At 43.7% G+C, this 24820-nt stretch carries 27 protein-coding genes; all 27 read right to left on the bottom strand.

Features of this window, described 5'->3' with window-relative positions:
• Window positions 1-21 precede the first annotated feature (21 nt).
• Entirely contained in the window at window positions 22-2877 is a 2856-nt protein-coding gene (dinG, locus tag FPZ44_RS07565) for an ATP-dependent DNA helicase DinG (protein ID WP_144991734.1), read from the bottom strand.
• Window positions 2878-2989: 112 nt separating this feature from the next.
• Entirely contained in the window at window positions 2990-3670 is a 681-nt protein-coding gene (locus FPZ44_RS07560; RefSeq protein ID WP_144988868.1) for a tetratricopeptide repeat protein, read from the bottom strand.
• A 118-nt stretch (window positions 3671-3788) separates the two neighbouring features.
• Complete coding sequence (gene panD / locus FPZ44_RS07555) at window positions 3789-4172, bottom strand: aspartate 1-decarboxylase (RefSeq protein ID WP_028593565.1); 384 nt, start codon at window positions 4170-4172, stop codon at window positions 3789-3791.
• Window positions 4173-4218: 46 nt separating this feature from the next.
• Window positions 4219-5097, bottom strand: a complete 879-nt coding sequence (panC, locus tag FPZ44_RS07550) for a pantoate--beta-alanine ligase (protein ID WP_144988864.1) — start codon at window positions 5095-5097, stop codon at window positions 4219-4221.
• The gene (panB, locus tag FPZ44_RS07545; protein ID WP_144988861.1) at window positions 5094-5966 is read right to left on the bottom strand and encodes a 3-methyl-2-oxobutanoate hydroxymethyltransferase; all 873 of its coding nucleotides are present in this window, start codon (window positions 5964-5966) and stop codon (window positions 5094-5096) included. Before panB ends, panC begins: the two co-directional genes overlap by 4 nt.
• Before the next feature lie 253 nt (window positions 5967-6219).
• Window positions 6220-7191 carry a biotin--[acetyl-CoA-carboxylase] ligase gene (locus FPZ44_RS07540; RefSeq protein ID WP_144988857.1) on the bottom strand — a complete coding sequence of 324 codons (972 nt, stop codon included), beginning with the start codon at window positions 7189-7191 and terminating at the stop codon, window positions 6220-6222.
• Complete coding sequence (locus FPZ44_RS07535) at window positions 7188-8648, bottom strand: CCA tRNA nucleotidyltransferase (RefSeq protein WP_144988854.1); 1461 nt, start codon at window positions 8646-8648, stop codon at window positions 7188-7190. The genes FPZ44_RS07540 and FPZ44_RS07535 overlap by 4 nt, the downstream gene beginning before the upstream one ends.
• Window positions 8649-8718: 70 nt before the next feature.
• Window positions 8719-9885: an N-acetyl-alpha-D-glucosaminyl L-malate synthase BshA gene (bshA, locus tag FPZ44_RS07530; RefSeq protein WP_144988852.1), complete on the bottom strand. Its 1167-nt coding sequence runs from the start codon at window positions 9883-9885 to the stop codon at window positions 8719-8721.
• Window positions 9886-9978: 93 nt separating this feature from the next.
• Window positions 9979-10689 carry a bacillithiol biosynthesis deacetylase BshB1 gene (gene bshB1, locus FPZ44_RS07525; RefSeq protein ID WP_144988849.1) on the bottom strand — a complete coding sequence of 237 codons (711 nt, stop codon included), beginning with the start codon at window positions 10687-10689 and terminating at the stop codon, window positions 9979-9981.
• Window positions 10689-11114: a methylglyoxal synthase gene (locus FPZ44_RS07520; protein WP_144988847.1), complete on the bottom strand. Its 426-nt coding sequence runs from the start codon at window positions 11112-11114 to the stop codon at window positions 10689-10691. Before FPZ44_RS07520 ends, bshB1 begins: the two co-directional genes overlap by 1 nt.
• 73 nt (window positions 11115-11187) lie before the next feature.
• A complete protein-coding gene (gene dapB / locus FPZ44_RS07515; protein WP_144988844.1) occupies window positions 11188-11988 on the bottom strand; it encodes a 4-hydroxy-tetrahydrodipicolinate reductase in 801 nt (266 codons plus the stop codon).
• Window positions 11988-12395: a nucleotide pyrophosphohydrolase gene (locus FPZ44_RS07510; protein ID WP_144988841.1), complete on the bottom strand. Its 408-nt coding sequence runs from the start codon at window positions 12393-12395 to the stop codon at window positions 11988-11990. Before FPZ44_RS07510 ends, dapB begins: the two co-directional genes overlap by 1 nt.
• 206 nt (window positions 12396-12601) lie before the next feature.
• The gene (locus tag FPZ44_RS07505) at window positions 12602-13432 is read right to left on the bottom strand and encodes a sporulation protein YpjB (RefSeq protein WP_144988838.1); all 831 of its coding nucleotides are present in this window, start codon (window positions 13430-13432) and stop codon (window positions 12602-12604) included.
• A 65-nt stretch (window positions 13433-13497) separates the two neighbouring features.
• Window positions 13498-14253 carry a class I SAM-dependent methyltransferase gene (locus FPZ44_RS07500; RefSeq protein ID WP_186785949.1) on the bottom strand — a complete coding sequence of 252 codons (756 nt, stop codon included), beginning with the start codon at window positions 14251-14253 and terminating at the stop codon, window positions 13498-13500.
• Between the two features lie 30 nt (window positions 14254-14283).
• The gene (locus FPZ44_RS07495; protein ID WP_144988833.1) at window positions 14284-14934 is read right to left on the bottom strand and encodes a DUF1405 domain-containing protein; all 651 of its coding nucleotides are present in this window, start codon (window positions 14932-14934) and stop codon (window positions 14284-14286) included.
• 81 nt (window positions 14935-15015) lie between these two features.
• Window positions 15016-15885, bottom strand: coding sequence for a menaquinol-cytochrome c reductase cytochrome b/c subunit (locus FPZ44_RS07490; RefSeq protein WP_144988831.1), 870 nt, complete (start codon window positions 15883-15885; stop codon window positions 15016-15018).
• Between the two features lie 16 nt (window positions 15886-15901).
• On the bottom strand, window positions 15902-16573 hold the full coding sequence (gene qcrB / locus FPZ44_RS07485; protein WP_028593553.1) for a menaquinol-cytochrome c reductase cytochrome b subunit: 672 nt from the start codon (window positions 16571-16573) through the stop codon (window positions 15902-15904).
• 16 nt (window positions 16574-16589) lie between these two features.
• Window positions 16590-17126, bottom strand: a complete 537-nt coding sequence (locus FPZ44_RS07480; protein ID WP_144988828.1) for a ubiquinol-cytochrome c reductase iron-sulfur subunit — start codon at window positions 17124-17126, stop codon at window positions 16590-16592.
• A gap of 164 nt (window positions 17127-17290) precedes the next feature.
• Entirely contained in the window at window positions 17291-17749 is a 459-nt protein-coding gene (locus FPZ44_RS07475) for a DUF2487 family protein (RefSeq protein ID WP_144988826.1), read from the bottom strand.
• A gap of 84 nt (window positions 17750-17833) precedes the next feature.
• Window positions 17834-18013 carry an IDEAL domain-containing protein gene (locus tag FPZ44_RS07470; protein ID WP_028593550.1) on the bottom strand — a complete coding sequence of 60 codons (180 nt, stop codon included), beginning with the start codon at window positions 18011-18013 and terminating at the stop codon, window positions 17834-17836.
• 24 nt (window positions 18014-18037) lie between these two features.
• On the bottom strand, window positions 18038-18544 hold the full coding sequence (locus FPZ44_RS07465; protein ID WP_144988823.1) for a gamma carbonic anhydrase family protein: 507 nt from the start codon (window positions 18542-18544) through the stop codon (window positions 18038-18040).
• 86 nt (window positions 18545-18630) lie between these two features.
• Complete coding sequence (locus FPZ44_RS07460) at window positions 18631-19752, bottom strand: hypothetical protein (RefSeq protein ID WP_144988821.1); 1122 nt, start codon at window positions 19750-19752, stop codon at window positions 18631-18633.
• A 233-nt stretch (window positions 19753-19985) separates the two neighbouring features.
• Window positions 19986-20603, bottom strand: a complete 618-nt coding sequence (locus FPZ44_RS07455) for a histidine phosphatase family protein (protein WP_144988818.1) — start codon at window positions 20601-20603, stop codon at window positions 19986-19988.
• Between the two features lie 44 nt (window positions 20604-20647).
• A complete protein-coding gene (locus tag FPZ44_RS07450; protein WP_144988816.1) occupies window positions 20648-21256 on the bottom strand; it encodes an anti-sigma factor in 609 nt (202 codons plus the stop codon).
• A 7-nt stretch (window positions 21257-21263) separates the two neighbouring features.
• On the bottom strand, window positions 21264-21839 hold the full coding sequence (locus FPZ44_RS07445) for an RNA polymerase sigma factor (RefSeq protein ID WP_144988814.1): 576 nt from the start codon (window positions 21837-21839) through the stop codon (window positions 21264-21266).
• A 772-nt stretch (window positions 21840-22611) separates the two neighbouring features.
• Window positions 22612-23712: a prephenate dehydrogenase gene (locus tag FPZ44_RS07440; protein ID WP_144988811.1), complete on the bottom strand. Its 1101-nt coding sequence runs from the start codon at window positions 23710-23712 to the stop codon at window positions 22612-22614.
• A complete protein-coding gene (gene hisC, locus FPZ44_RS07435; RefSeq protein ID WP_418789168.1) occupies window positions 23709-24806 on the bottom strand; it encodes a histidinol-phosphate transaminase in 1098 nt (365 codons plus the stop codon). The genes FPZ44_RS07440 and hisC overlap by 4 nt, the downstream gene beginning before the upstream one ends.
• Window positions 24807-24820: the final 14 nt, after the last annotated feature.

Below are 24820 nucleotides of genomic sequence, written 5' to 3'. Positions count from 1 at the left end.
CTTTTACATTTCCACTACTGGTTACTGCTGTTCCTCTTTTAGCCACGTTTCCACTCTCGGAACAACATGCTCTGTAGCCATATGTTCCATTTTTGGACCAGGCAGTGAATACAGAAAATGCTTCCCATAGCTTGTTTCAATAACACGCGTGTCGTAAATAAGTACTATTCCTTTATCCTGTGTCGTTCGAATAAGACGACCAAAGCCCTGCTTGAATCGAATAACAGCTTGAGGCACCGAATATTTACGGAAAGGATTTTGTTTGCGTCGCTTTAATAAATCACACTTTGCTTCAACCAGCGGATGATTAGGCGGTTGGAATGGCAAACGAACAATTGCCAAACAGGTCAAAGCGTCACCTGGAATATCTACACCTTCCCAGAAGCTGCTTGTACCGAGAAGCACTGATGCAGATTGTTCCTGAAAACGACGTGTAAGCTTACTACGGTTCCCGCTATCCATCCCTTGACCAAGCACTTGAATTCCGTGAGGCTTCAAATGTTCCTTCAAGGGCTCATATACGTCCTTGAGCATACGATACGAGGTAAACAGAACAAGCATTCTACCTTTCGTCACCTTGGCGATTTCTGCTAAAGAGGTAGTCAAGTTTGAATTAAAATGAGGGTCGCTTGAGCCTTTCACTGTCGGGAAATCACGCGGGATAATTACCAGAGCCTGTTCACGATAGTTAAATGGAGAAGGCAAAATAACTGTATTCAAGCGCCCATCCCTAGCGGCATCTTTCAAACCAATCTGTTCTTCCACAAAGCTGAAAGATTTATCTACAGACAAGGTCGCAGATGTAAGAATAACACTCTTTTTCGGTTCAAAGAAATACCGATTAAGCGCTTCACTAACATCCACGGGTACTGCATACATATTCATGGATTTATGCTTGTATTGCTGATTACCTTCCATCCAATAAACAGTCTCAGGATCATTAACTTGAACGAACATACGGAATTCATCTTTAACATTCGCCAAATCTTTTAGCAATCCTGTTACATCTGTAATAACACCCTGTAATTCCTCGTCATCAGCATCTTTCCATTCTTGAGTCAGTTTCTCGCCGGTACGCACGATTTCATTTAGTCTTGTATGAATTTCCTGTTCCATTTCAGAAATGGCTGACCATGCTTCAGGCTTATTTGATGATTGTAGTCTTAATACAGCCTGTCCCACTTCAGCTTGACCCGCTTCTGGTGCTGGAAGCAACTGATACATGGCCTCATGTAATCGATCCCAACTGTCCTTCATCTCAACAATTTGGTTCATTAGCTTATCAATGCCTTCTGCCCAAACCAATGATTTCTCGCTGCCTGATAATCGTAAGCGAGTTTGGAGAATAACAAGGGAGCCGTTCTTACTATCTTTATACAAACGTACGAGTGGATGTATCAATGAGAAATATTGCACATGAACCCCAAGATGCTTTCCGGCCGTCTCTTCAAAATGATGTGCCTCATCAATGACCAAATGCTCATATGCAGGCAGCAATCTATGCTCCGCAATCACATCAGTAAACAGTAGGGAGTGATTCGTAATAATGACGTCCGATAAATTTGCACTGTTCTTGGCACGATGATAATAGCAACGTCGGAACCACGGACAGGCACGATTTAAGCAAGAATCGCTGTCGCTTGAGACCGTATCCCAAAAATCAGGCCCCTTATGAACCAAGTGAAGCTCTTCATCATCACCATGTTCGGTCTGACTCAACCAAACAACCATTTGCGCAGCTGTGATGAGATCATCGCGAGCATGTACAAACTCTCTATGATTTATTTTATGTTCAAACTTTCTCAAACACAAATAGTGACTGCGGCCTTTTAATACCGAAGCTTTGAATGGCACAGGCATAATCTTGTCGAGCAGCGGCAAATCCCGCTGGCGTAATTGTTCTTGTAAGTTTATTGTATGTGTACTGACAATGACTTTCTTGTCGTTCTTCACACTGTGATACAGAGCCGGGAGTAAATAGCCAAGAGACTTCCCTGTTCCCGTACCTGCTTCAATAAGTAAGTGCTTGTCTTCATCCAAACATTCCATAACATCGTCAAACATTTGCTCTTGCGCAGATCGAGGTTCATAGTTGCTAAACCGCTGTTTGAGATTATCTTTCACTTGATCCATAAAGGAACGGAAAGAAACATCTTCTAACGCTTGATCTTTCATGCCCTCGCGCGGTGGTAGCTCATCTGACCATTCATCCGTCTTAAAGCTAAGCTGACGGTACGAATGCTGATCATGACGATCATTGAACCGAGTTGCGTCTTGTTCAATACGTGCAAGCTCAGACTGCAACAACCATGCAAGGTCATTATCTTCATTTGCAAATAGCTCAACGATACGCTGCAGCGTCAGTAGCGGAAGATCACGAATTGCTTCTATGCAACGAACAAATATGTGCGCAGTTGCCAATGCATCACTATCTGCCTGATGCGGCCGCTCATGTTCGACTCCAAATGTCTGCGCAACCGAGCCTAACTGGTAAGACGTTAAGGACGGGAACAAGATTCGCAGCATTTCAATTGTATCCAAAATGCGACCTGTAAAAGGCAAATAACCCGTCTGCTCAAGGGCATTCCGGAGAAATTGATAATCAAAAGCCACATGATGACCCACCAACGCCACATCGCTTAATAATGGCACAAGCCCTGTCATCGCCTCATCCAAGTCAGGAGCATCAGCAACCATTTCATCAGTAATTCCTGTTAATTGTGTAATGAAAGCAGGAATCGGGATGGAAGGACGGACAAGTGTATGATATTGCTGTTCAATCGACAGCTGTTCATTTAGTACAACGAAGCCAATCTGTATAATTTCATCGCCAGGCTGATTGCCTGTCGTTTCAAAGTCCAATACGGCAAATCTCATCATTTACATATTCCTCTCACCCAATTCTGTTTATATAGCATAACAGATGTTCGGTTTTTTGGAAATGAGTAGAGGGGAACATCTTGCGAAAAGATGTTCCCCTCTTGTAATTTCATCCCATATGAACCATTCGCTTTTCTCCAAGTTGGAGACAGCCATGATTGTCTAAACATACTTGTAAATTAGCAATTGGCTCGGGAATCGTTGGATCAGCGACATGTGCTTGGTGAAAATAGTGCTGCGCTTTCTCCGTATTTCGATCCATTGCTTGAATACAACCTAATGCATTGTAAGCCAATGCCTTTAACATTGCATCTTCCGTCAAAGGAATAATAAAATGAAAATGACGGCATGCTTCCTGCTTGCGACCAAGATGCAAATAAGACAACCCCAAGTATGCTCTTACTAATAATCGTTCAGGTTGCTGCAGGGCAGCCTGTTCAAATTGGGGGGCCGCTTGATGATACATCAAAAGCGTAAAGTAACCTTGCCCCCGTTGAAACGGATCACTGTAATCCAAATCCAACATTGACTGCTGTACAGAGGGCTCTTTTTTGGAAACGATACTTTTTAGACTGTTGCTTGGGCTATTATGCTCGCCTTCCTCTTGCTTACGAAGTAATGCCAGCTTCTCTTCAAACCGAAGCCATTCTTCCAGAAAATGATCACTCATGGAAGTGAGCAGTTGAATTTGATGGTTCAGCTCCTCACGCATTTGCCCCTTCGCTTTCGGATAGTGCTTCATGATATCATCCAACTGATCATTCATCGTCGCGAACATGTGCTGCAACACGATTCATCCCACCTCTACATGTGATGCTTTGCGTTGTTGTTTGGCTCACGTTCATTGTGTGTATCCACGATGCTTTTCATGCGGGATGGCATTGATTCAACAATACTGCCTCATGCTGTTATCGAATTGTCGCATGAATCTCGACGCCTGCTGTTTCTGTAGGACGATTGCGCTCATCAACAAAGACGATGCGAGGCTCATATTGTCGCGCTTCTTCATTTGTCATGCCAGCATAGGAAATAATTATGACGTTATCTCCAGGCTGAACAAGTCGGGCCGCTGCACCATTCAAACAAATAACACCAGAATGACGCGCGCCACGGATCACATACGTTTCGAGTCGGGCACCATTATTATTATTTACGATTTGAACTTTCTCATTCGGCAGTAGGTCTGCTAATTCCATAAGATGCTCATCAATCGTAATGCTTCCGACATAGTTCAAATTCGCTTCAGTTACCGTTGCACGATGAATTTTTGATTTCATCATTTCACGAATCACGGCATAATCCCCATTTCTTTATGATTCATATATTTGAAAGTCAATCTTATAATTGATATGGCAAGTATAAGTTATCAATCAATCTCGTATTTCCAAATCTGACAGCAAGCGCGATTAATATGTCAGACTTTTGTTCACCTAACTTCACAGATGCAGCAAAGCGTTCCATACTTGGATACTGAACAATTTCTACATAATCAATATCTGCAATCGGCATCGCCTGAATATGTTTAACAATCACGTCATTCAGCTCGGCCGCTGTAATGGTAGACTGTTCACGAATTAGCGAATGAGCCATTTGTAATGACTCAGATAAAACAAGCGCCTGTCTACGTTCTTCATCCGATAGGTACACATTACGTGAACTAAGCGCCAGGCCATCTGTTTCTCTGACAATCGGACATGGAATAATTTGCACATCCATGTTAAGGTCATTTACCATCTGTTGAATAACAGCCACTTGCTGCGCATCTTTTAAACCAAAATACGCGCGATCCGGTTTAACCATATTAAATAATTTGGCTACGACTGTCGTTACTCCATCAAAATGACCAGGCCTAGATGCACCGCATAATCCTTCCGTTACTTCAGCAACTCTGATCTTAGTCTTTGTCGCTTGCGGGTACATGACTTCAACTGATGGCAAAAATACGATATCAATACCACATTGCCCTGCCAGCTGAAGATCTCCAGACTCATTTCGAGGATAGCGCTCTAAATCTTCGTTTGGACCAAATTGAATCGGATTTACAAAAATACTAAGCACAGAGATCTCATTTTGCTCAGCCGACTTGCGCATCAGACTTGCATGTCCTTCATGCAAATAGCCCATCGTCGGTACAAAACCAACTGTACTATTAGGGCGATTAGTGCGCAATTGCTGCACCGCCGCTCTTATTTCTTCAACCGTACGTGCTACGATCAACGAACTTCCACCTTTCCTGGGCCATACAAATGCTCTACAACATTATCTTCTGCACGGAAGCTGTTCACTTCTGCTGGGAATGCACGTGTCTTAACATCTTGTACATATGATTGGATGCCTTCTCTTATTGTTGTTCCGATATCGGCATATGTTTTAACGAAACGCTTCTCGCGGTAATCTGGTGAGAAGCGAACAATATCATGGAAGACAAGCACTTGGCCATCACAGCCTGCACCTGCACCAATACCAATAGTAGGAATGCTCAAGCGCTCACTGATATAAGCAGCCACTTGATCCGTTACTAATTCAAGCACAATTGCGAATGCACCCGCACGCTCTAATGCAAGCGCATCTTGCAGCAAGCGATCCGCATCTTCTTTTGTTTTTCCTTGAATGCGGTAGCCACCAAGCTGATGTACAGATTGAGGCGTTAGTCCAATATGTCCTAGAACAGGAACTCCTGCCTTAACACAAGCGTCTACCATTAACGTAATTTCAGCGCCGCCTTCCATTTTAACAGCGTTTGCATGACCTTCTTGCATGAGGCGACGAACGTCATTCAACGTCTCTGCAACCGTGCTGTGATAGGTCATGAACGGCATATCGGCAACGATAAATGTATTAGGCGCTCCACGGCGTGCAGCGCGTGTATGGTAAACCATATCATCAATAGTGACTGGCAATGTGGAATCGTATCCAAGAACGACATTTCCAAGCGAGTCTCCAACAAGAATCGTATCTACTCCAGCTTGTTCGACAAGCGCTGCCGTTGGATAATCATACGCGGTAACCATTGTAATGGGGTCTTTATTTTCTTTCATATTCTTCAGTTTAACAATGCTTACAGGCTGTTTTTTGACTACTGACATGTAAGTCAACTCCTTTGGTTTTTCCTTTTTAGTTTACGCAAAACAAAAAAACCTTTTAGCGTTTCCACTAAAAAGGTCCCAAAGCAAAAAAGAAGTCACATGCGGACGTCTTTCTGTCTCGGTCCCTTCGGCTCAGAGCAGAAATGTGCAGCACAGCTACTATGCAATTAAAGGCACAAATCCGTTGCTTTGCGAGTGCGGTTCCAGTTGGATACCGCCTACATAGCTAGTATACCAGAAATGCGCCTTCAAATCATGTGCTAAATTGCACGTCTCCAGAAAATACTTTCTTATAACAGCCATCCGCATCCAACAATATAAGTGCGCCGGATTCATCCAACCCTTGTGCGACACCGCTAACTTGTCCGAAAGGTGTATCTACGTTAAGCGCTCGGCCAATTGTTATGCTTTGCGCTTCCCATAGCGAGCGAATCGGACCAAAACCTTGCTCTTCATAGAGGCGGTACAATTGCTCCCATTCGAACAACACCTCGGCAAGCAATGCAGCGCGGTCTACTTCTTGTCCACTTTCACGACGCAACGAAGTCACCACTTGTCGAAGCTCTTCTGGAAAGTCATCTGCTTCTAAATTAACGCTAATGCCCACACCAGCGATAACACTAAGCAATCGCTCGTCTTCTGCTTGGGACTCCAGCAAAATACCACATACTTTTCGATCATCTACGAGTAGATCATTCGGCCATTTTATACCTACCGGCAAGGAGACAATACGTTTGATAGCTCGACATATGGCTACTGCAGTGAGCAGCGTTAAATGAGGAGTGAAATGCAGCGGTATACGGGGCTTAAGCACGAGACTCATCCAAATACCTTTACCTGCAGGCGAATGCCACGCCCTTCCCCGACGACCTCGTCCTTCCCCTTGCTCTTCAGCAATGACTACCGCTCCCTCTTCTGCCCCTTCTAGAGCCCAAGAAAGTGCTACGTTTTGAGTAGAATCTACACGTTCAAGCAGCTTCATCTGTTGACCAAAGCTGCTTGTTTTAAGATGCTCTCTAATCGAAGATTCATCAAGCTTAGTAGGCTTGCCGATAAGGCGGTATCCAAGCTTCGGAACCGCCTCAAATTGATAGCCTTTTTTGCGCAAACGATTAATTTGCTTCCAAACCGCTGTGCGCGATATGGACAGCTCACGACTAATCTCTTCGCCTGATATATATTGGTCTTGATGGGATTGGAACCATCCTAATAGCGGATCGCTCACGCTGTATCCTCACCTTTCGTTGCTTCATTCATTAAAGCATCGCGCTCATTCGGGAGCGCACCGATTGCCACCTCTAGCCAGACACGTTCTAGGATAGCTCGTATCCATGGGCCCGCAGGACGATCGCTAGCAGCGAGGATGTCGCGGCCCTTAATGGCTAGGTCCGACAGCTGCCGGGCAGGCATTGCCTCGAGCCATTGCGGCGCCATACGCAGCAGCGAGCAATCAGACTGCGGCGGTGCGTATGACTGCTGTAGTTCGTCTGCGGCCTGTTGCTGCGCGTCTGTGGCCTCTGGCTGTATGTGTGCTTGCAACTGCGAGTCTACGGACTCTGGCTGTATGTGTGCTTGCAGCGCTGCCGCAGGCTGCTTGCCTTCGCTTACGCCTAGCATCGCTTGGCGGCAAGCAAGGGCTCCGCGCACAGCCGTTTCGCCATAGGCGAGTACGGCTTGCGCGAACGCGCGGCGCAGCGCAGCTTCGCCAGCGCTAGCGGCGCCTTGCGCTGGCGAAGCTGCGGCGGATGCCGCTTGCGCCGCAGCAGCGAGCTGCGCATGGGCGCGCAGGACGGGCAATATGCCGTCCTGCTGCGCGCCTGAGAGGCGCAGGGCCAGGCATACAGCCTGCGCCTCTTCCGCGCTTGCGCCATGCACAAGCGCAAGCAGCGCGAAGCGCAGCTCGGGCGTCTCCATTTGCCCGAGCACCGCCAAGGCGCTTTGCCAGCGGGCGCTCCATGGGTGCGCCAAGAACAGAAGCGGCTCTTTCGCATATGCGAGTATGCCGCTTCGCACAACGAACGCCCAGCCCCTAGCAGGGTCTGGCCCAGCGGTAAGCTTCCACAGCTCTTCGCGCACACGTTCCATCGCGACAGGAGCCAATCCAGGGCGAAGCTTCACCAACGCGCGCCATGTCCCCTTCGCGATCCGCATCTGTAACACAGATGCAAAACGAATCGCTCGCAGCATACGAAGTGCATCCTCGCTGAATCGCTCATCTGCTTTACCAACTGTGCGGACACGATACGCACGTAAATCAACTTGTCCAGCAAATGGATCCAGCAACGTGCCATCAGCATCAACGGCCATTGCATTCATAGTAAAGTCTCTGCGACGTAAATCTTCCGTCACATCCGTAATAAATTCCACGGACTCCGGGCGACGATTGTCCACATAGCCGCCCTCACGTCGGAACGTTGTCACTTCATAATTACCATATTTCGTAACAACCGTAACCGTTCCATGCTGCAAACCTGTCGGTATAACACGCTCAAACATCTCACATACTTGATCAGGCTCTGCCGAAGTAGCAATATCGATATCGTGTATGGGACGTCCTAGTATCGTATCACGCACACATCCGCCTACCATATAAGCTTGATGACCATGCTGATCTAGCATGCGAAGGACGTCTCGTGCTCCTTCAGCCAGGTCACTTTCCAACTGTAGTTGAAACATATCCATTCAGGCCTTTCTTGACATTGGATTTACGTCAGAATGCCGACATTAACCAAATGTATATCGTTCCTTACATTTACGTGCACACAGGCTGCTCCAAATTTACTTCCCGATTCAATACACGATAATATATTTTCTCATATTCATGAGTAATAAGGTCATTACAGAACACGTGACGAGCTCTATGCAAGCACGCTTCACGCATACGCTCTGCCAGAGCATCATCCGTCAACAATCGGATCGCATAAGCTGCCATCGCATCGGTATCCCCGACTGGTGCCAAAAATCCCGTCTCTTCATGAGTTACCAGTTCAGGTATGCCGCCTGCAATCGAACCGATGGTCGGAACCCCACAAGCCATTGCTTCCAAGGCAACCAAGCCAAAGCTTTCTTTCTCCGAAGGTAACAGCAAAACGTCAGCCAAAGAAATGACTTGAGCGATCTCATCCTGCTTTCCAAGGAAATGAACGCGATCTTCCAATCCCATAGCCATAATTTTGTGCTGCACTTTCGGCATATCAGGTCCTTCACCAACAAACACAAGTCGTGAAGGCACTTTTTCCGCCATTTTTGCAAATGTATCAACTACATCACATACCCGCTTCACCGGGCGGAAATTAGATATATGCATTACGATTTTCTCATCTGGGTAAGCAAACTCTGAACGCAAGTGAGAAATATCCCGCGGATAATACACACGCTTATCGATAAAGTTATAAGTCAAGTCAATATGACGATCAATATCAAGCAGTTCTCTCGTTTCGGCAATCAAATCTTGGGAAACTGCCGTGACAGCATCACTTTGATTAATCGCAAACCGGATCATATCCTTTAACGTTTCATCCTGCGCTAATACGGTAATATCTGTACCATGAAGAGTAGTGACCACTTTAAGATCCGAAGTGCTCATTTGCTTTGCCAAATAAGCGCATACAGCATGTGGGACTGCATAATGAACATGAAGCAGATCCAACTGCTGCATTTTTGCCACTTGTGCCATTTTACTAGCTAATGACAAATCATAAGGAGGATAACGGAACACATAATAATCGTTTACATCCACCTCATGATAATAAATATTTTTTTGAAAAGAAGTCCCTAAGCGAAACGGAATATTGTGTGTAATAAAATGAACTTGATGTCCACGCTCAGCCAACAGTTTGCCAAGCTCCGTTGCAACAACACCTGACCCTCCAAGTGAAGGGTAGCATGTTATTCCTATTTTCAAAGGCTCCTGTGTCATACTCTGACCTCCCTTACACTGCTGCTCTTTACAACAACGGTTTCCTGCTGCTGCATCAATGAAGGATTATATGCCTTCGTTATATTTACGTATTTATGATTCCCGTTCTAACAAATATGCAACATGATAAGGACCCTTATAAATAAAACCTTCTGCATACACAATTCCTCTTGCCTGTCCTATAAGCGCATCGCGAGCAGCAACCCGTTCTACGTATCCTTGATTTAAAGGAGTCGGTACGATATCTTCTCCACTTTTTTCACTTAAGAACTGGGACTGATATGCATGGAGAGCTGCCTGCTTCCGATCATAAACATCGGTTACATCGACGATAAGATCAGCTGGTGCTAAGTCGTTAATGAAATAAAAATATACGTGTTCAGGCTGATGCGCAGCCAACTCCGGCATATACCGGCGCAGCTTTGCGTTAAACAGTGCTTCTTGGACGATACGGCTGCACATGACATGGTCAGGATGCCTATCTTCCCAATACGGTACAAATACAATACGAGGCCTATAGGTTCGAATCGCTTTGACAACTTCATCAACATGCGACTTATCTAGCTTCAATCCCCGATCCGGCAACCCCAAATTCAAACGAAAGGACACCCCCAGCGCTACATCAGCTGCCTTCGCTTCCTGTTGACGTATATCTACCGTTCCATTAGAGGACATCTCGGCATACGTCATATCCACGATACCGATGCTAAAGCCTGCTTGCTGATGCTTGGCCAGTGTACCACCCATCCCAATTTCTACATCATCAGGATGAGCTCCGAATGCCAATAAATCCACCTGATTCATTAAGCTTCATCTACTCCCGGTTTATATTTATCAGTTAGCTCTCGCCAAGCAAAATCTCCGCGTTCTAATGCACGTACGAGCAGCTCTGCAGTAGCAATATTGGTCGCTACCGGTATACCTTGCACATCGCATAGACGAAGCAGCGCGATTATATCTGGCTCGTGTGGTTGCGCCATGAGCGGATCACGCAAGAAAATAATAAGATCCATCTCATTTTCAGCAACCAAGGCACCAATCTGTTGATCTCCACCGAGTGGTCCAGACTGGAAACGATGAATATCTAAACTCGTAGCTGCCATAATACGACTTCCTGTCGTACCCGTTGAATAAAGTGTATGACCTTGAAATACATATTCGTAAGCAATTACAAAGTTGACCATTTCATCTTTTTTGCGATCATGCGAAATGAATGCGATGTTTAGCATAGTTAATTACCTCCGTCTATCTGCGATGTATACAAGTTTGAATACCATGAACTGCATGAATCGAAAAAGTCTATTAGTCCATCATGTGCTCAAAACCATAAATTAATTCTTCTATTTCCATGACTTTCTTTACAGCTACATTAACTCCAGGCATATAGCCTGCACGCTCATATGAATCATGACGTATTTTTAATGATTGGCCATAACCACCGAAAATAACTTCTTGTTGTGCAAACACACCAGGTAAACGAACACTGTGAATTCGGAATCCATTGTAGTATCCACCGCGTGCTCCATCAATTGTCTCCTCTTCGTTCGGATTGCCCTGGCGGTGCTCTTTACGAACTTGAGAGATCAATTCTGCCGTTTTAACAGCTGTACCTGATGGTGCATCCAGCTTCTGATCACCATGATACTCGATAATTTCGAGATCTGGGAAATACTTCGATGCCTGCTGAGCGAATTTCATCATTAAAATTGCTCCAATAGAGAAGTTAGGTGCAATTAAGCCTCCAAGCTTCTTCTCTCTGCACATTTGCTGCAGCTCTTCAATCTGTTCTGTCGTAAATCCAGTTGCCCCTACTACAGGCCTTACACCATATCGAATAGCAAGCAATGTATTATCCATGACTACATGCGGAGTAGTAAAATCAACAAGCACATCCGGGCTTGTCTGTTCCAATGCTCGTTCCAAATCATTTGTCACGATAACACCACTTGCTGGCAAACCAACTAGTTGTGCAGCATCTATAGCACCAGAAGATCTATCAATTGCTGCTGCTAGTTCAAGTGTATCATCTTCTAGAACCATTTTAACAACTTCGCGGCCCATGCGGCCACCCGCTCCCGTTACAGCAACTCTTATCTTTTTCACTATTCATCAACCTTTCCGTTATCGGCATGTTCAACGTTCGATGATTGTTTAATTCGAGTCCATCGATCCGCATCACGTGTGTTGAATTTATTCATTACTTTATCGTGAGCTTCTGTCAAATCAATTCCTAAGGAGTTGGAAAAGCATATTAGAATAAAGAGAACATCCCCTAGCTCCATTTCAATGGAATTATCAGCTTCTGAGGATTTCTTCGGTTTCTCGCCATAGAAATGATTCACCTCACGAGCTAATTCTCCTGCTTCCTCCGTCAATCTAGCAAGCATTGCTAATGGACTGAAGTATCCTTCTTTAAACTGGGATATGTATTGATCGACTTCGCGCTGCATTTCAGCCAGTGGCTTATCGCGAAGATTTTCTAATGAAAAAGGGCGTTGATGTTCCGACATGGTCAATCCTTTCTGTACATGCACATGTTGTATGCCTGCACGATGCCTAATATAGCTAATATGTTATCGCAAAGCATCATGGAAAACAAATGCTTTTTAAGCCCATTTATTGTTGCTGTGCAGGATTGAAGCATGTTAGCAAGGCTATTATCGTTAAATAATAAAAAAGATGACTTCTGCTTCCAGAAGTCATCTTACATTTCATTTTATAACGAATCCCAAGGGCTATTATGAATACCATCTCGATCATAGCGATACTTTTGATACGCCACATACGCTAACGTAACCGTAACAATGCACCCTAACCATATTAGCACTTGCATCGGAATCGGTTCCTCTACAATAGGTGCAATCGTCTCTAAATCCTTCGTTGATCCAAACAAGTTATCTAATATGATGGATTCATAATCTTTTAAAGCTCGCTGTACATCTTCATGCTTCACTTCATCACGTATGCCCTTATTCACAAGCGCAATCATAGAAGATGCCATTTCAATTACTTCTGTAGGACGATCAACGGAAGCAGCAGGTAGCAACCTGTCCATATGTTCCAGCCATTGTAAGGATACCTGCTTCCATACAACAGCAGATTTCGCCTCAGCCATCTGCTTCATCTCATCCATGATAACTGCTGCATACTGCCGCCACATCGCATCCTGTTCATGCGTAACAGCATCAATGACTAACCGTAATCGAGCAGCCGCTCGTTCAAGTTGCTGTTCATCTTGTTTTGCAGCAACCAGCGTCTGCTTAAAGCGGATCACACTATCGGTAATCGCCTTCATTTGCTCGTAGGTCATATGATCGAACATGCCTGGTGCTGATAATACCGTGGTGAAACTTTTCATATTGGCATGAATATTTGTCATGTTTCCATTCACGCTATCTTTATACATTGCTGCAGCAAGCCTGTCAGCCTCTTTCCAATTCAGGATGTTTACATCCGATTGTTTATTAACGGCAGCTTGTACGTACGGAGGCATGGACATTATGGCCCATACAAGTACGAAACAGATAACGATACGCAGTGCATGCATGTACACCCCTCCCCTTCATTAACCTATGGGGAAGAAGACAAATGTAGAACAATTCAAGCAGACAACTATCTTTTTCTTGCAGCAATCACAATACTAATCGATTTCCCTGTCAAAGGTTGCTCTTTCCACCCGCCCCACATATGAAGCAGTTCAAATCCACTAGCGTCCATCAGACGGACCAATTCCTGCGGGAATGTATAACGTAAATCAATATAGGTTGTATCCTCACTATCCATCTGATCATTTACATAGTAGGTTCTAACCGTTTTGTACCGTTGAATTTGACTAACCGCATCATAGCTGCTCTGATAAGCAACTTCACATACTCGACCATCTGCGCATGTGTATTTATGATCAACGAGCAGCTCATCTGGCTGAAAGATCTCATCGGCCAACGGGAATCTCGTGTCAAATATACAAATGCCTCCTGGCTTCAGCACTCGATGAAAAGATTGCAGCAACCGACTTTGTGAATCATTTGTTAGAAAATGTTGAAATGCATTTCCCACCATGGAAACGAGCTGAAATTTATTGTCCCCGGGCAATTCTTCACAGTCAGCTTGTTGCCAAGCAATATCCAAATTTAGCTCAGCAGACTTTTGAGCAGCATGATCCAGCATCCCTTGATGAAGATCAACTCCTACAACGTCATACCCTTCCTGTGCTAAAGGTATTGCAATTCTACCTGTACCTGTTGCCGCATCCAACACAGGACCTTCTGACAATTTACACATTTTCAAAATAGTTGCCAGTTCGTAAGTACCTTTATTCTCTTCGTCATATCGGATTACATCTGCATATTCTTGTAAGTTATGATTCATTTCGTTCCTCCGCATGTGCGATATGTATATTTAAAACCATCGAACTATCTTTAAAGAAGTTTGTTTCTCCATAATTGCCAATCGCGCTGCTGCAACACTAAGACCTGTAAGTATAAATGTAAAGATGCAAATCGCGGTCAAGTCATCCATTAATACTTGAGATAAACTAGGAAATACACCAAACATGTAATCAACGGCATCATTTAGCCACGTCCAAGTTGCTGCAACCATAATGCTTATCGCCCCATAACGGAACCATTTCGCATACAATAGTGCCTCGATCGCCATAGCCAAGTGAGAAGAGATTAACATCCAGTCCTGCCAGAGCATGTCCTGTCCTTGGTAGGTAGCGCTAAAGATCATTACGCACGCCCAAATCCCATATTTTATTGAAGTAACCACAGCTAAAGCCTCGATAATTCCCCTGAATGCAAGTAAAACAACACTTGTACCTTTGGGAGGAAATAATAAGAAAAGAAGAGATATTGTGAAAAACAAACTTGCTGTAGGACTGTCTGGCACGAATACAATCTGCCATTTCGGAAGATCCATCCACGTGTAAATAAGTTGTTCTTTGTACCAATAATACCCATAAATTGTACCTAATGCATTTGACCAGAACAACGCCCACAATACCCAGCGATTCGTGAGAAGAGCTTGATTACCTATAGGATGTGCCATATTACTCCTCCAAACAGTCGAAATGATCGTAGAAAGCCTGACCGCAAGATTGCGATCAGGCCTGCATTTTGGATATTTCTACTACTCTTTCTTCTGCTTCGCAAGCCAGTCAGCCAGCTTATCTAACTCTTCTTCTGTTACACCTGCTTTAGTCGCTGTATCCAGCATCGCTGGCATCGCGCCACGACCATCTTTAATAACGGTCAAAATTTCTTCTTTCGATAAACGATCTCCTACGCCGAGCAAGGAAGGAGCTCCACCACCTTCAAGTTCCCCACCATGACACGCGATACAAGTCGCTTTCTTATACGTTTCCATAGCTGGATCATCAGCAGCTACTAATGCAACCGAATCGTTAGGCTTCGGATGATTGTAAGGCTTACCTGCAAGCGCATTCTTCTCTGCTTCACGAGCACGCTTATGATGTTCCGGTTCAATCTTCATCACTTCAAGCTCATGCTGGTATGCGTCCCATGAAACTACAGTCAAATAGACACAAGCAGCCAAAGACACAAGCATAAGCCACGATGCGATTGGACGTTTATAGAAGCGGCGCTCCTTGCCAGTATCCAAAAACGGAGCAAGCATTAAACCACCAAATGCAATACCTGGTATAAGAACAGTACCGATAATTACATAATCACCAGCAGCATATGGATACTTAAGCAATTGATATAAAAATAAGAAATACCAGTCAGGGATCGGAATAAATGCGGTATTGTTTGGATCAGCTGGATAACCTAACGGAGGAGCCTCCGAAATGGTTAAAACAAGAAATCCAACAAGTACAACCGCGCCTACCATCCACTCTTTTAATAAAAAGTTAGGAATGAAGGCTTCCGATTTGCCAGGATAAGAAGAATAGTCCGGCTGAAGCGGTTGATGACTTTTCTTCTTGACACGAGAATCACCGACGTACACGACTTTTTCATCTTTAGAACCATGTGCCATCTCTTCTCCCCCTCTCTTATAGCGGTCCTGATATGCCTTGACGGCGTATCATGAAGAAATGTGCTCCTAACAATCCTAGTAGAGCTGCAGGTAAGAAGAAAACGTGTATAGCAAAAAATCTAGTTAGTGTCTGCGCACCAACAATTTCGCCGCCTTGCATTAATTCTTTTAAGTATGGCCCGATATATGGAACTGTATCGGCAATCTCCATACCAACTTTTGTTGCAAAATAAGCTTTGTTGTCCCAAGGAAGTAAGTAGCCTGTGAAACCGAGTCCTAGCATGACAAAGAAGATAAGCATACCAACTACCCAGTTCATCTCACGTGGAGCTTTGTATGAACCTGTGAAGAAAACACGGAGTGTATGTAAGAACATCATAACAATTACTAGTGATGCTCCCCAGTGATGCATTCCGCGAACGATACCACCGAATGCAACTCGTTGTTGTAAATATTCTACGCTGTAATATGCATTTTGAATATCTGGCACATAACTCATCGTTAGAAACATACCCGACAAAATTTGAATAACGGTGATGAAAAATGTTAATCCACCAAAGCAATACACAAACGCTGAAAAATGATGTGCAGGATTAACGTGCTCCGGCACTTCATGATCGGCCACATCACGCCATATCGGCGTGATGTCCAGACGTTCGTCTATCCAGTTGTAAACGCCTTTAAACATCTGTCATTACGCCTCCTTATTTCACGCGTGTATTTGGTTTTATTGCTCCTAAGTAGACAATACCATTGTCAACTTTTACCTCGTATTCGTCCAATGGAGCACGTGCGATTGCCATTTGTTTGCCGTCTTTAGTGTAAAACGCTCCATGACACGGACAAAAATACTGGTCTTTATGAGCGGCACTATTATTCCAGCCAACGGTACAGCCTAAATGCTTGCATACTGGGGATAATGCTAAAATCCCACTCTCATCCTTCGTAATCCAAGCTTTCAACTTTGCTTCATTTTCATACCAACCATCAACTTGCAATCTTTTAAAAGAAAATTCTTGCGGTTCAGCGGTCAATTTGCTCTCTTCTACTACCTTAATGTACTCGGCTCCAGCCTTTTCCTGAAGCAAAGGATCGACAGCAAAGCGAACCATTGGTAGTGCCGCTCCACCCATCATAAACGCGCCAGCCCCACCTAGCGTGTAGGAAAGAAATTGTCGACGGGACATTTCTTTACGAGTTGCCGGTTTGTGAGGTTGCTTGTTCTCAAGCGGTTGACTCATCCTCTCTAACCCCCTTTACCAACCGTTGTTACAGCTAATTATGAGATTTATTACCATCTAACTAAGACATCCCTATAATATCCCAGCACTATGTAAGCGTCAATAATTTACCAGATTAATTGGAACTATCAACCATTAATACTTCAATAATTGTTGATAATTTGTCACATTTGGTGATCGAATTGTGACTGATTCCACATTTCGCTCACTTGAATTTCTATCATTTCAGCTATACTTTTCCCTTCTTCCACCCTTACCGAATATGGCGTTACTATTAAATCAGCCTCAGACAGGTTCTCTTTAGTAATGTGAGGCTGACAAGACATAATAATGACATATTTAAAGCCTATTCGTTTCACCATTCTTACTACTTCTTGTATCGCGACCAATGTATCTTTATTATCGTTCATTCCATAGCTGCTATAATGATATGCAGGATAAGTCACAACTCTACCGTGAAAAGGAGTTTCGACTAATTCTAACCAATCTCTCAATTCTTCTAATCGATCTGCAGCCTCCACTGGAGACTCAAGCCCATTTAACCCTGTAATCGGTAAAAGGCAAGTATCTAGGTACGGTCTCCACTCTGTCCATTGTTCTCTAGTCAAGTCACTAAATTTCATGATTACCCCTCCGCGATTGCCAACTTGTTCCTATTCCATTATACCTCCTCAAACAAAAAAATGAAGAACCGCAAAATGCGTTCTTCATTGAAGCGTTTTTAACTCATTTGTAAGTTGATGAAAGGTGTTTTCATCCCCCGCTGCGAGTGCTTTATCAATTTCTTCGTAAATACGTAATGTTCGATGCTTTTTTATCGCCTCGTCCCACACCATTTCAGCAGTCAGACTTAGCATTGCTTCATACGTTACTTTCATTTTGTCCATAGGATGCACCTCCAACCATAACGATTAAGAGCCCCTATATTCCTTTCCTTTCACCACATAGCTTTCGGCTGTTCGTTTCATACGTTGTAAATCTTCCTCCGTCAGTTCTCGAATAACTCGGGCCGGTGAACCGATGGAAAGAGTATAGGCCGGGATTGATTTGTTTTCGGTTACAACCGATCCTGCCCCTATTAAAGCATATTCACCGATGTCAGCCCCGTTCAGTACAATCGCCCCCATCCCGATTAATGTACCTTTGCCTAGTGTACAACCATGGATGATCGCCGCGTGTCCCACAGACACTTCTGAGCCTACAATTAACGGCTGATTAGTATTAACGTGACCGATGACTCCATCTTGAATATTAGCGGATTCTCCGATGATAATAGGTGCCAAATCCCCACGCAGTACCGAATTAAACCATATGGTCGACTGCGCTCCAACCGTTACGTCTCCAATTATTTTAGCTCCATCTGCAACATATACCGATTGATGAATGTTCGGCATGATATGATTGTAAGGAATGAGCATCGCTTTCCCCTCCGCGTCGGCATGAATAGTTCACTATCAACATAGCCGTCAATTTGGGTTCATCGTAACAATGCTGCATTTTATTGTCAACCTAGCTTAATTTTATCCTCGTGTGTAATAATTACACCTTTAACTAGAAGATTTCCCCGTTTCGACATTTGAACAGATGTCCCCGTCTTTGCATCTTCACCTATTTTCAGCAGACCAAGATGAACTAACATCTGAATAATCCGCTGCCTAATGATAGACTGTGGTTCATCATAGAAAAAAGGCTTTACATAGGGAGTCAACGCTTGTTCCATCGATTCAACGGTCGTCCATTTTGCAGCACATAAGTGAATCCAATGAACGATAGCTGACAAATTAGGTATTGCATTTTTATACAACTTTAACCAAAACCGATAGATGGGCTGTATCGGCTCATAAGCTGTACCTTTTTCAAGCCGTTCGAGCCCCGACGTTGAAACAATAAGCTTTCCTGCATGTTCTTCTATCCATCCTTGATAGAACACGTAGTCGTACAATAGGGACAAACGATTTGGATAATTGTGAAATCGTCTTCCATATCCGAAGCGCCATTCTCCTTTGGATACGGTCTCTTCCATGACAGACATTTTTTCGATCAGTAACTGCTGCGTCTTCTTGTACATAACTCCCTCAGGGTTAAGCGGTACGTTGCCTGCTTCATGAAAATAACGAAGCATGGTAACCACATCCTCGCCTATACGACCATCTTCGTCCCGATATGCCTCAGGCTCTTGAACAGATACAAGCTCTTGCTCCATTCGTCTTTTCATAACAAGCTTGAAGCGTTCTTTGAGATCTTCCGGAACTTGGAAGAGGTACTTGGTTTGCTGGCTAGCTCCATTGAACAACCATCCACTCTGCCTCATTTTCACAATCATATCGCGCGGACTAGAAGATTGCGTTTGTTCATCTCGTTCAAATCGCGTCTGTTGAACTCTCGCAATTAACTCTTCTAGACTAAACAACGATCGCTGCTCAAACAGCAATGAATTAATAAAGCGAAGCTCCTCTACGCTCATCTCATTTATGAATTGCTCAAACCAATCTTTGCGCCCTATCTTCGTCAAAATGGATTGAATCAATTCACGCTTCGAATGGGCATCACACTCGCAATCGTATCTTTTCGCAATGCTAACGAGCTGCTGAATATCTGCATAGCTAAGCATATCGGCTAAGTTCATGAGCCACCTCCAATCGTCCCGTCGTCCATCGCCGATTCTCGTTGTCTAGAATCCATTATTGGACAATTCTGCTCGTTTATACGAATGATCAGAAAAAAATATGATAAACAGAGATGAACAACTGAAGGTTCTCCACAAAGTTACGTTTTCACAAAATAAAAAAAGGTTGTTCCAACGCTGTTAAACAGCCTGTGGAACAACCAACTCATAAAAACTCACAAACATTATTCAATTTATCGCACCTTTTGCGATACCTCAAAAGTCGTCTCTGCCATATGACGAGAACAGTTCAGCAGCAAAGCTTCCCAATTCTGCTCATGTCTCTCAACGACCGTAAATGACAAGTTTCCGATATGACTCGTACATTCTTCTCCGAACCAAGTATAGAACAGCTGAGCCAACCAGCTTCCGTGACTAATTATGAGTATATTGCGCTCTGGCCATTGATTAGCAATAAAGTTCACAGCTTCTACCGCTCTCAACCTAATAGCACGATCTGTCTCTTGACCAACATCTTGAGCTTTCCAGTCCACTCCCCATCTAGAAGTTCTTTCTTCTAGTGTGGTTCCTTCCGCGAGTCCAAATGCTCTCTCCAGTAAACCTGCATGCGGCTCCAATAACGGAATCGCCAGGTGTGATGCAATGATAGCAGCTGTTTCTTCAGCACGTTGCAGACCACTTGAGATAACGGCATCAAAGCGATAAGGCTCGTGCAACAAACGTGCAGCAAGCTTCATCGCCTGATCTCTACCGATATCATTAAGTGGAATATCGGTCTGACCCTGAATACGACCTAACGCATTCCAATCAGTCTGTCCATGCCTTACTAATCCTATTTGTTGTCTATTCATTAGATTCTCCTGCCTGTTCAAAATGATAGCATCATCTTACCACATTAACGCCTGATACGCGCTAAATAATGATACAGCAAGGAGGCAATGATGATCCCCACAAGGGAATAAACAATCCAGTACTCTGGAATTGTTGGGACAACTTGTAGAATTAGCGGTTCACTCGTTTCAGAATAAGGAACATCCCCAATTGTGATGTCCAATTCCGATGAATTACTGCCTGCTATTGCGGTTGGTATAATGCCACTCTGATCAGATGGATCCGTTTCCGCTTTGTTTGGGTAAACAGCCATCACAACCAGACTGCTCATAAATACAACAATACAAAATGACATTACCCCAACTAAAATGTTACGCATCTTAAGCGACATCACATGAGAACGTCTATGGACCGGCATAAGCCATTCTTGTTCACTGTATATGCGGTCCATCACGAGAGAGGAGTCAAACGTAATAGGCCCGTTCATCTCTGCCTCTGCTAAGCTTGACTCTACTAAGTCATCAGTCCATGCCTCACTCGCCGCCCAAATCTGATACTCTTCCGCACAGCCTTCACAAACTGACAAATGACCTTGAATGCTAAGACGTTGCGGATCGTCTTCTGGCATATCGCTGTAAACCGATATCCATTCGAGCGCTTCCGCACATTTCATTTTCCGTTCATCCCTTCAATCCCGGGTCAGTTATGTATCCTTCCATTTGACATTTAATACTTGTACGAGCCCGGAACAACAATGATTTTACTGAGCTTACCGTCTGTCCTAGCTCATTAGCTATCTCTTGGTAATCCAGTTGGTCATATTCACGCAGGATGATGGCAGAACGCTGCTTCTCAGGCAAATTGTTAATCGCTTCCCTAACGAGCTGTACCTTCTCATTACGAAGAGCTGTATATTCAGGTGTAAGTTCCCTAGGTGCTTCAGGTACGATGCTATTATCTTCATCAAGTGATACTTGAAGGCTTCGTTGCTTACGAAGCTCACTTAACACCGTATTACGAGCTATCGTATAGAGCCATGTAGAGAACGATGCCTCTGCTTCTCTAAACGTATGTAAGCTGCGGTATGCCTTATAGAATGTCTCTGCACACAAGTCCTCTGCAAGTAATTCCAACTGAGAATTACGAAGCATGTGATAAATAAAAGCTAAAACTTTACGGTGATAACGATTCATCAAATCCGCATACAAGTCAGTATTTCCTTCTTTGATTTCACGGATAATTAGGGAGTCAGTCATGGATTGCGGTCCTCCTTGCTTTCCATTTCGTCCCCGATGCGCTACCTTTAAGGATATTATACATCACAGAACAATAAAAAGTTGCGAATCGGATACTACTTATATTTAAAAAACGAATAGTCAATTTCCAACAATACGACAATAAATCCTATGATTTTACATCTTTGTTTACTACATTGCTATTTTAGCATAAGACATACGTGCGTAATGTTAATTTTTCTTAAGATTCTTTTAAGGTTGAACATTTGCACAAAAAAGAACCTCTTCGTAATGAAGCGGTTCCGCGCCTTACATATTAACACATATTATACATCAGTAGTACAAAATTGGAGAATTACAAGCATGGTAATTAATGTTTCTTTAAGCTTTTATCCGTTGCTGCCTTTGTAGACTTGCACAATAATTTAAGAAAAATGATTCCGAGTTTATCCTCAATAACCTCACATCATTAGCTTAAAGATGTTAATTACATTGAATCACATACTGTTTTCTAATGACACTACGACCATTGGGTACATTATGTTTCTCATGCATCTCGAATGCCACATAAGTCCAGAATCGTTCAATCTAGATCAAGACAAAAAAAGAACCACTCCATAATGGAGTGGTTGCACAAAGTGCATATTTGGATAGGAGTGGAGAGAAACCATACTGTAGTTATAGTATAATGTATACGTTTTCATTCTGTCAATAACTTCTACCGAAAAAATTTCATCTCTTATCAAATTTTTCCGTTTCCACGTAAAAAAGCCCTTTCACAAGGGCTTTTTTACTATACGTATACTTCATATCCTAATGCTCGCAGGCACACCTGCGCACGCTCCCAGTTCCGCTCTTCTCGGAATGAAAGTCGCAGTACGCCTGGGACATCTTCTCTACTTTCAATAATTTGAAGATTGCTAAGATTAATCTCCTCTTGTCCCAGTTGGGTTGCAATACGACCAATAACACCAGGGGTATCAGGTATGTCCATATATACATCATAAAGTGCATGGATAGCCCCTTTACGTCGTTCAGGCATTTGATTGCGAAAATCTCCTGAGAGACGGAATGACTCTTCAATCCATTCGCCATCTTCACGCAGCAATACATCTTTCCATTCCTCGACTTTATCCTGCCAATCTTGAAGCAAATCAAGCATTACTTGCCGATTATTAATCAAAATATCTCGCCAGACAGTAGGATCACTGGATGCGATGCGAGTAATGTCACGGAACCCGCCAGCTGCAAGTACGAGATGCAGCTCATTAGAATCATTGTACTGGCGTACTTGGTTGACTAAAGCAGTCGCCACAATGTGAGGCAGATGACTAATCGCTCCAACAACACGATCATGCTCTTCTGCATTCATTTGGATAATATGAGCTCGTGTATGATGGAGCAATTGACGAAGTTCATGAATAACACTTTCCGGACAATCGTTTGTAGGAGTCAATACATAATATGCATTCTCGAACAACAATACGGAAGCTGCTTCCACACCAGAACGCTCAGATCCTGCCATCGGATGACCACCAACAAAATAAACTTCATTCCAATTTAGCTTACTCGCACACGCTGTAACAGATGCCTTTGTACTGCCAACATCCGTAATGACACAACCGCGTCTAAGCGTTAAAGCATTTAGTTGAAAAAGAGTATCCTCTAGCATGCCTACGGGAGAACAAATAAATATATAGTTCGCATCTTTTACTGCTTCTTCAAGATCCGTCGTTGCTTCATCAACAACACCGCGCTCCACATATTTCTCAGCTGATGCAGTTCTAGGCGAATATCCAATTACATGAAGCCCTGACTTACCTTTAAAACATAATGCAAGCGAGCCTCCGATGAGGCCCACTCCAAGAATTGCAATCTTTGTAGTCGTAGTCATAGGTCCACCTTACATTCTAATAAAATTTGTTCTATAGCTTGAATAAATGCATTATTCTGCTCACGACTACCTACCGTGACACGAATAGCATTCGGATAATGACGGAATCCTGCTCGGACGATAATCCCTTTGGAAACCAACTGTTCGAACATGACCTTACCAAGCATCGGAACTTCGATCATAATAAAATTACCGTGTGCTGGCATTGTACGTAATTCTAACCTCTCACACTGCTCTTGTAAATACCCTAGACCTTCCGCATTCCGTTGCTTGCAGTGTGTTACATATTCCTGATCTTGAATCGCAGCTATCCCTGCTGCTTGTGCAAAGCGCGACGTATTAAATGGCTCTCTGACTTGATTAATAGAGCGAATCACCTCAGGATGGCCTATACCATAGCCAAGCCGTAATGACGCTAAGCCATGAATTTTAGAAAATGTACGGAGTGCAACAAGGTTTGGATAATTCGTAATGAGTTCAATTGAATTAGGATAGCTTGCATCCGTCACATATTCACAATACGCTTCATCCAGAGCAACTAGCACATGTGAAGGAACCCGATCCATGAACGCAATAAGCTGATCTTTTGTAACTATCGTTCCCGTTGGATTGTTAGGGCTGCATATCCACACTACTTTCGTTCGCTCTGTAATAGCAGCGAGCATACCTTCTAAATCATGTTTGCCTTCCTTTAATGGAACTTCAATGGTACGAGCTCCCTCAATCTCAGCATTATGCTTATACTGAGGAAAAGTTTGATCTGCGGCAATAGACTCATCATTCGCAGTTAGAAACGCACGACAAATCATGAGTATAACGTCATCAGAACCCGCTCCAAATATAAGCTGATTGCTGCTAACTTGCAACTGTTCTGCTACTGCCTGTTTCAGCTTAAGTGAAGCTCCATCGGGATATAGACTCAGCTTACTTATTTCTTCTTCGAGCGCCTGTTTAACTTGGACCGAGCAACCGTACGGATTTTCGTTGGATGCTAGCTTAACGACGTTATCAATTCCGTATTCACGCTTCACATCCTCAGCAGATAAACCAGGCTGATAGACAGGAAGCTTCGCGACGATGTCTTTCGTTCTGATACGCATCCAATCAC

Origin of the sequence: Paenibacillus agilis (genome assembly GCF_007786455.1) — a bacterium.
Lineage (GTDB): Bacteria > Bacillota > Bacilli > Paenibacillales > Paenibacillaceae > Paenibacillus_B > Paenibacillus_B agilis.
This window is presented reverse-complemented; position numbering and strand designations above follow the sequence as displayed.

What these genes read in the sequence shown, in the direction of transcription:
- dinG (WP_144991734.1), bottom strand. Translation starts at nt 2,877, where the DNA reads ATGAGATTTGCCGTATTGGACTTTGAAACGACAGGCAATCAGCCTGGC.
- panB (WP_144988861.1), bottom strand. Translation starts at nt 5,966, where the DNA reads ATGTCAGTAGTCAAAAAACAGCCTGTAAGCATTGTTAAACTGAAGAAT.
- FPZ44_RS07535 (WP_144988854.1), bottom strand. Translation starts at nt 8,648, where the DNA reads ATGGATATGTTTCAACTACAGTTGGAAAGTGACCTGGCTGAAGGAGCA.
- bshA (WP_144988852.1), bottom strand. Translation starts at nt 9,885, where the DNA reads ATGACACAGGAGCCTTTGAAAATAGGAATAACATGCTACCCTTCACTT.
- bshB1 (WP_144988849.1), bottom strand. Translation starts at nt 10,689, where the DNA reads ATGAATCAGGTGGATTTATTGGCATTCGGAGCTCATCCTGATGATGTA.
- FPZ44_RS07520 (WP_144988847.1), bottom strand. Translation starts at nt 11,114, where the DNA reads ATGCTAAACATCGCATTCATTTCGCATGATCGCAAAAAAGATGAAATG.
- FPZ44_RS07510 (WP_144988841.1), bottom strand. Translation starts at nt 12,395, where the DNA reads ATGTCGGAACATCAACGCCCTTTTTCATTAGAAAATCTTCGCGATAAG.
- FPZ44_RS07505 (WP_144988838.1), bottom strand. Translation starts at nt 13,432, where the DNA reads ATGCATGCACTGCGTATCGTTATCTGTTTCGTACTTGTATGGGCCATA.
- FPZ44_RS07500 (WP_186785949.1), bottom strand. Translation starts at nt 14,253, where the DNA reads ATGAATCATAACTTACAAGAATATGCAGATGTAATCCGATATGACGAA.
- FPZ44_RS07495 (WP_144988833.1), bottom strand. Translation starts at nt 14,934, where the DNA reads ATGGCACATCCTATAGGTAATCAAGCTCTTCTCACGAATCGCTGGGTA.
- FPZ44_RS07490 (WP_144988831.1), bottom strand. Translation starts at nt 15,885, where the DNA reads ATGGCACATGGTTCTAAAGATGAAAAAGTCGTGTACGTCGGTGATTCT.
- qcrB (WP_028593553.1), bottom strand. Translation starts at nt 16,573, where the DNA reads ATGTTTAAAGGCGTTTACAACTGGATAGACGAACGTCTGGACATCACG.
- FPZ44_RS07480 (WP_144988828.1), bottom strand. Translation starts at nt 17,126, where the DNA reads ATGAGTCAACCGCTTGAGAACAAGCAACCTCACAAACCGGCAACTCGT.
- FPZ44_RS07475 (WP_144988826.1), bottom strand. Translation starts at nt 17,749, where the DNA reads ATGAAATTTAGTGACTTGACTAGAGAACAATGGACAGAGTGGAGACCG.
- FPZ44_RS07470 (WP_028593550.1), bottom strand. Translation starts at nt 18,013, where the DNA reads ATGGACAAAATGAAAGTAACGTATGAAGCAATGCTAAGTCTGACTGCT.
- FPZ44_RS07465 (WP_144988823.1), bottom strand. Translation starts at nt 18,544, where the DNA reads ATGCTCATTCCTTACAATCATATCATGCCGAACATTCATCAATCGGTA.
- FPZ44_RS07460 (WP_144988821.1), bottom strand. Translation starts at nt 19,752, where the DNA reads ATGAACTTAGCCGATATGCTTAGCTATGCAGATATTCAGCAGCTCGTT.
- FPZ44_RS07455 (WP_144988818.1), bottom strand. Translation starts at nt 20,603, where the DNA reads ATGAATAGACAACAAATAGGATTAGTAAGGCATGGACAGACTGATTGG.
- FPZ44_RS07450 (WP_144988816.1), bottom strand. Translation starts at nt 21,256, where the DNA reads ATGAAATGTGCGGAAGCGCTCGAATGGATATCGGTTTACAGCGATATG.
- FPZ44_RS07445 (WP_144988814.1), bottom strand. Translation starts at nt 21,839, where the DNA reads ATGACTGACTCCCTAATTATCCGTGAAATCAAAGAAGGAAATACTGAC.
- FPZ44_RS07440 (WP_144988811.1), bottom strand. Translation starts at nt 23,712, where the DNA reads ATGACTACGACTACAAAGATTGCAATTCTTGGAGTGGGCCTCATCGGA.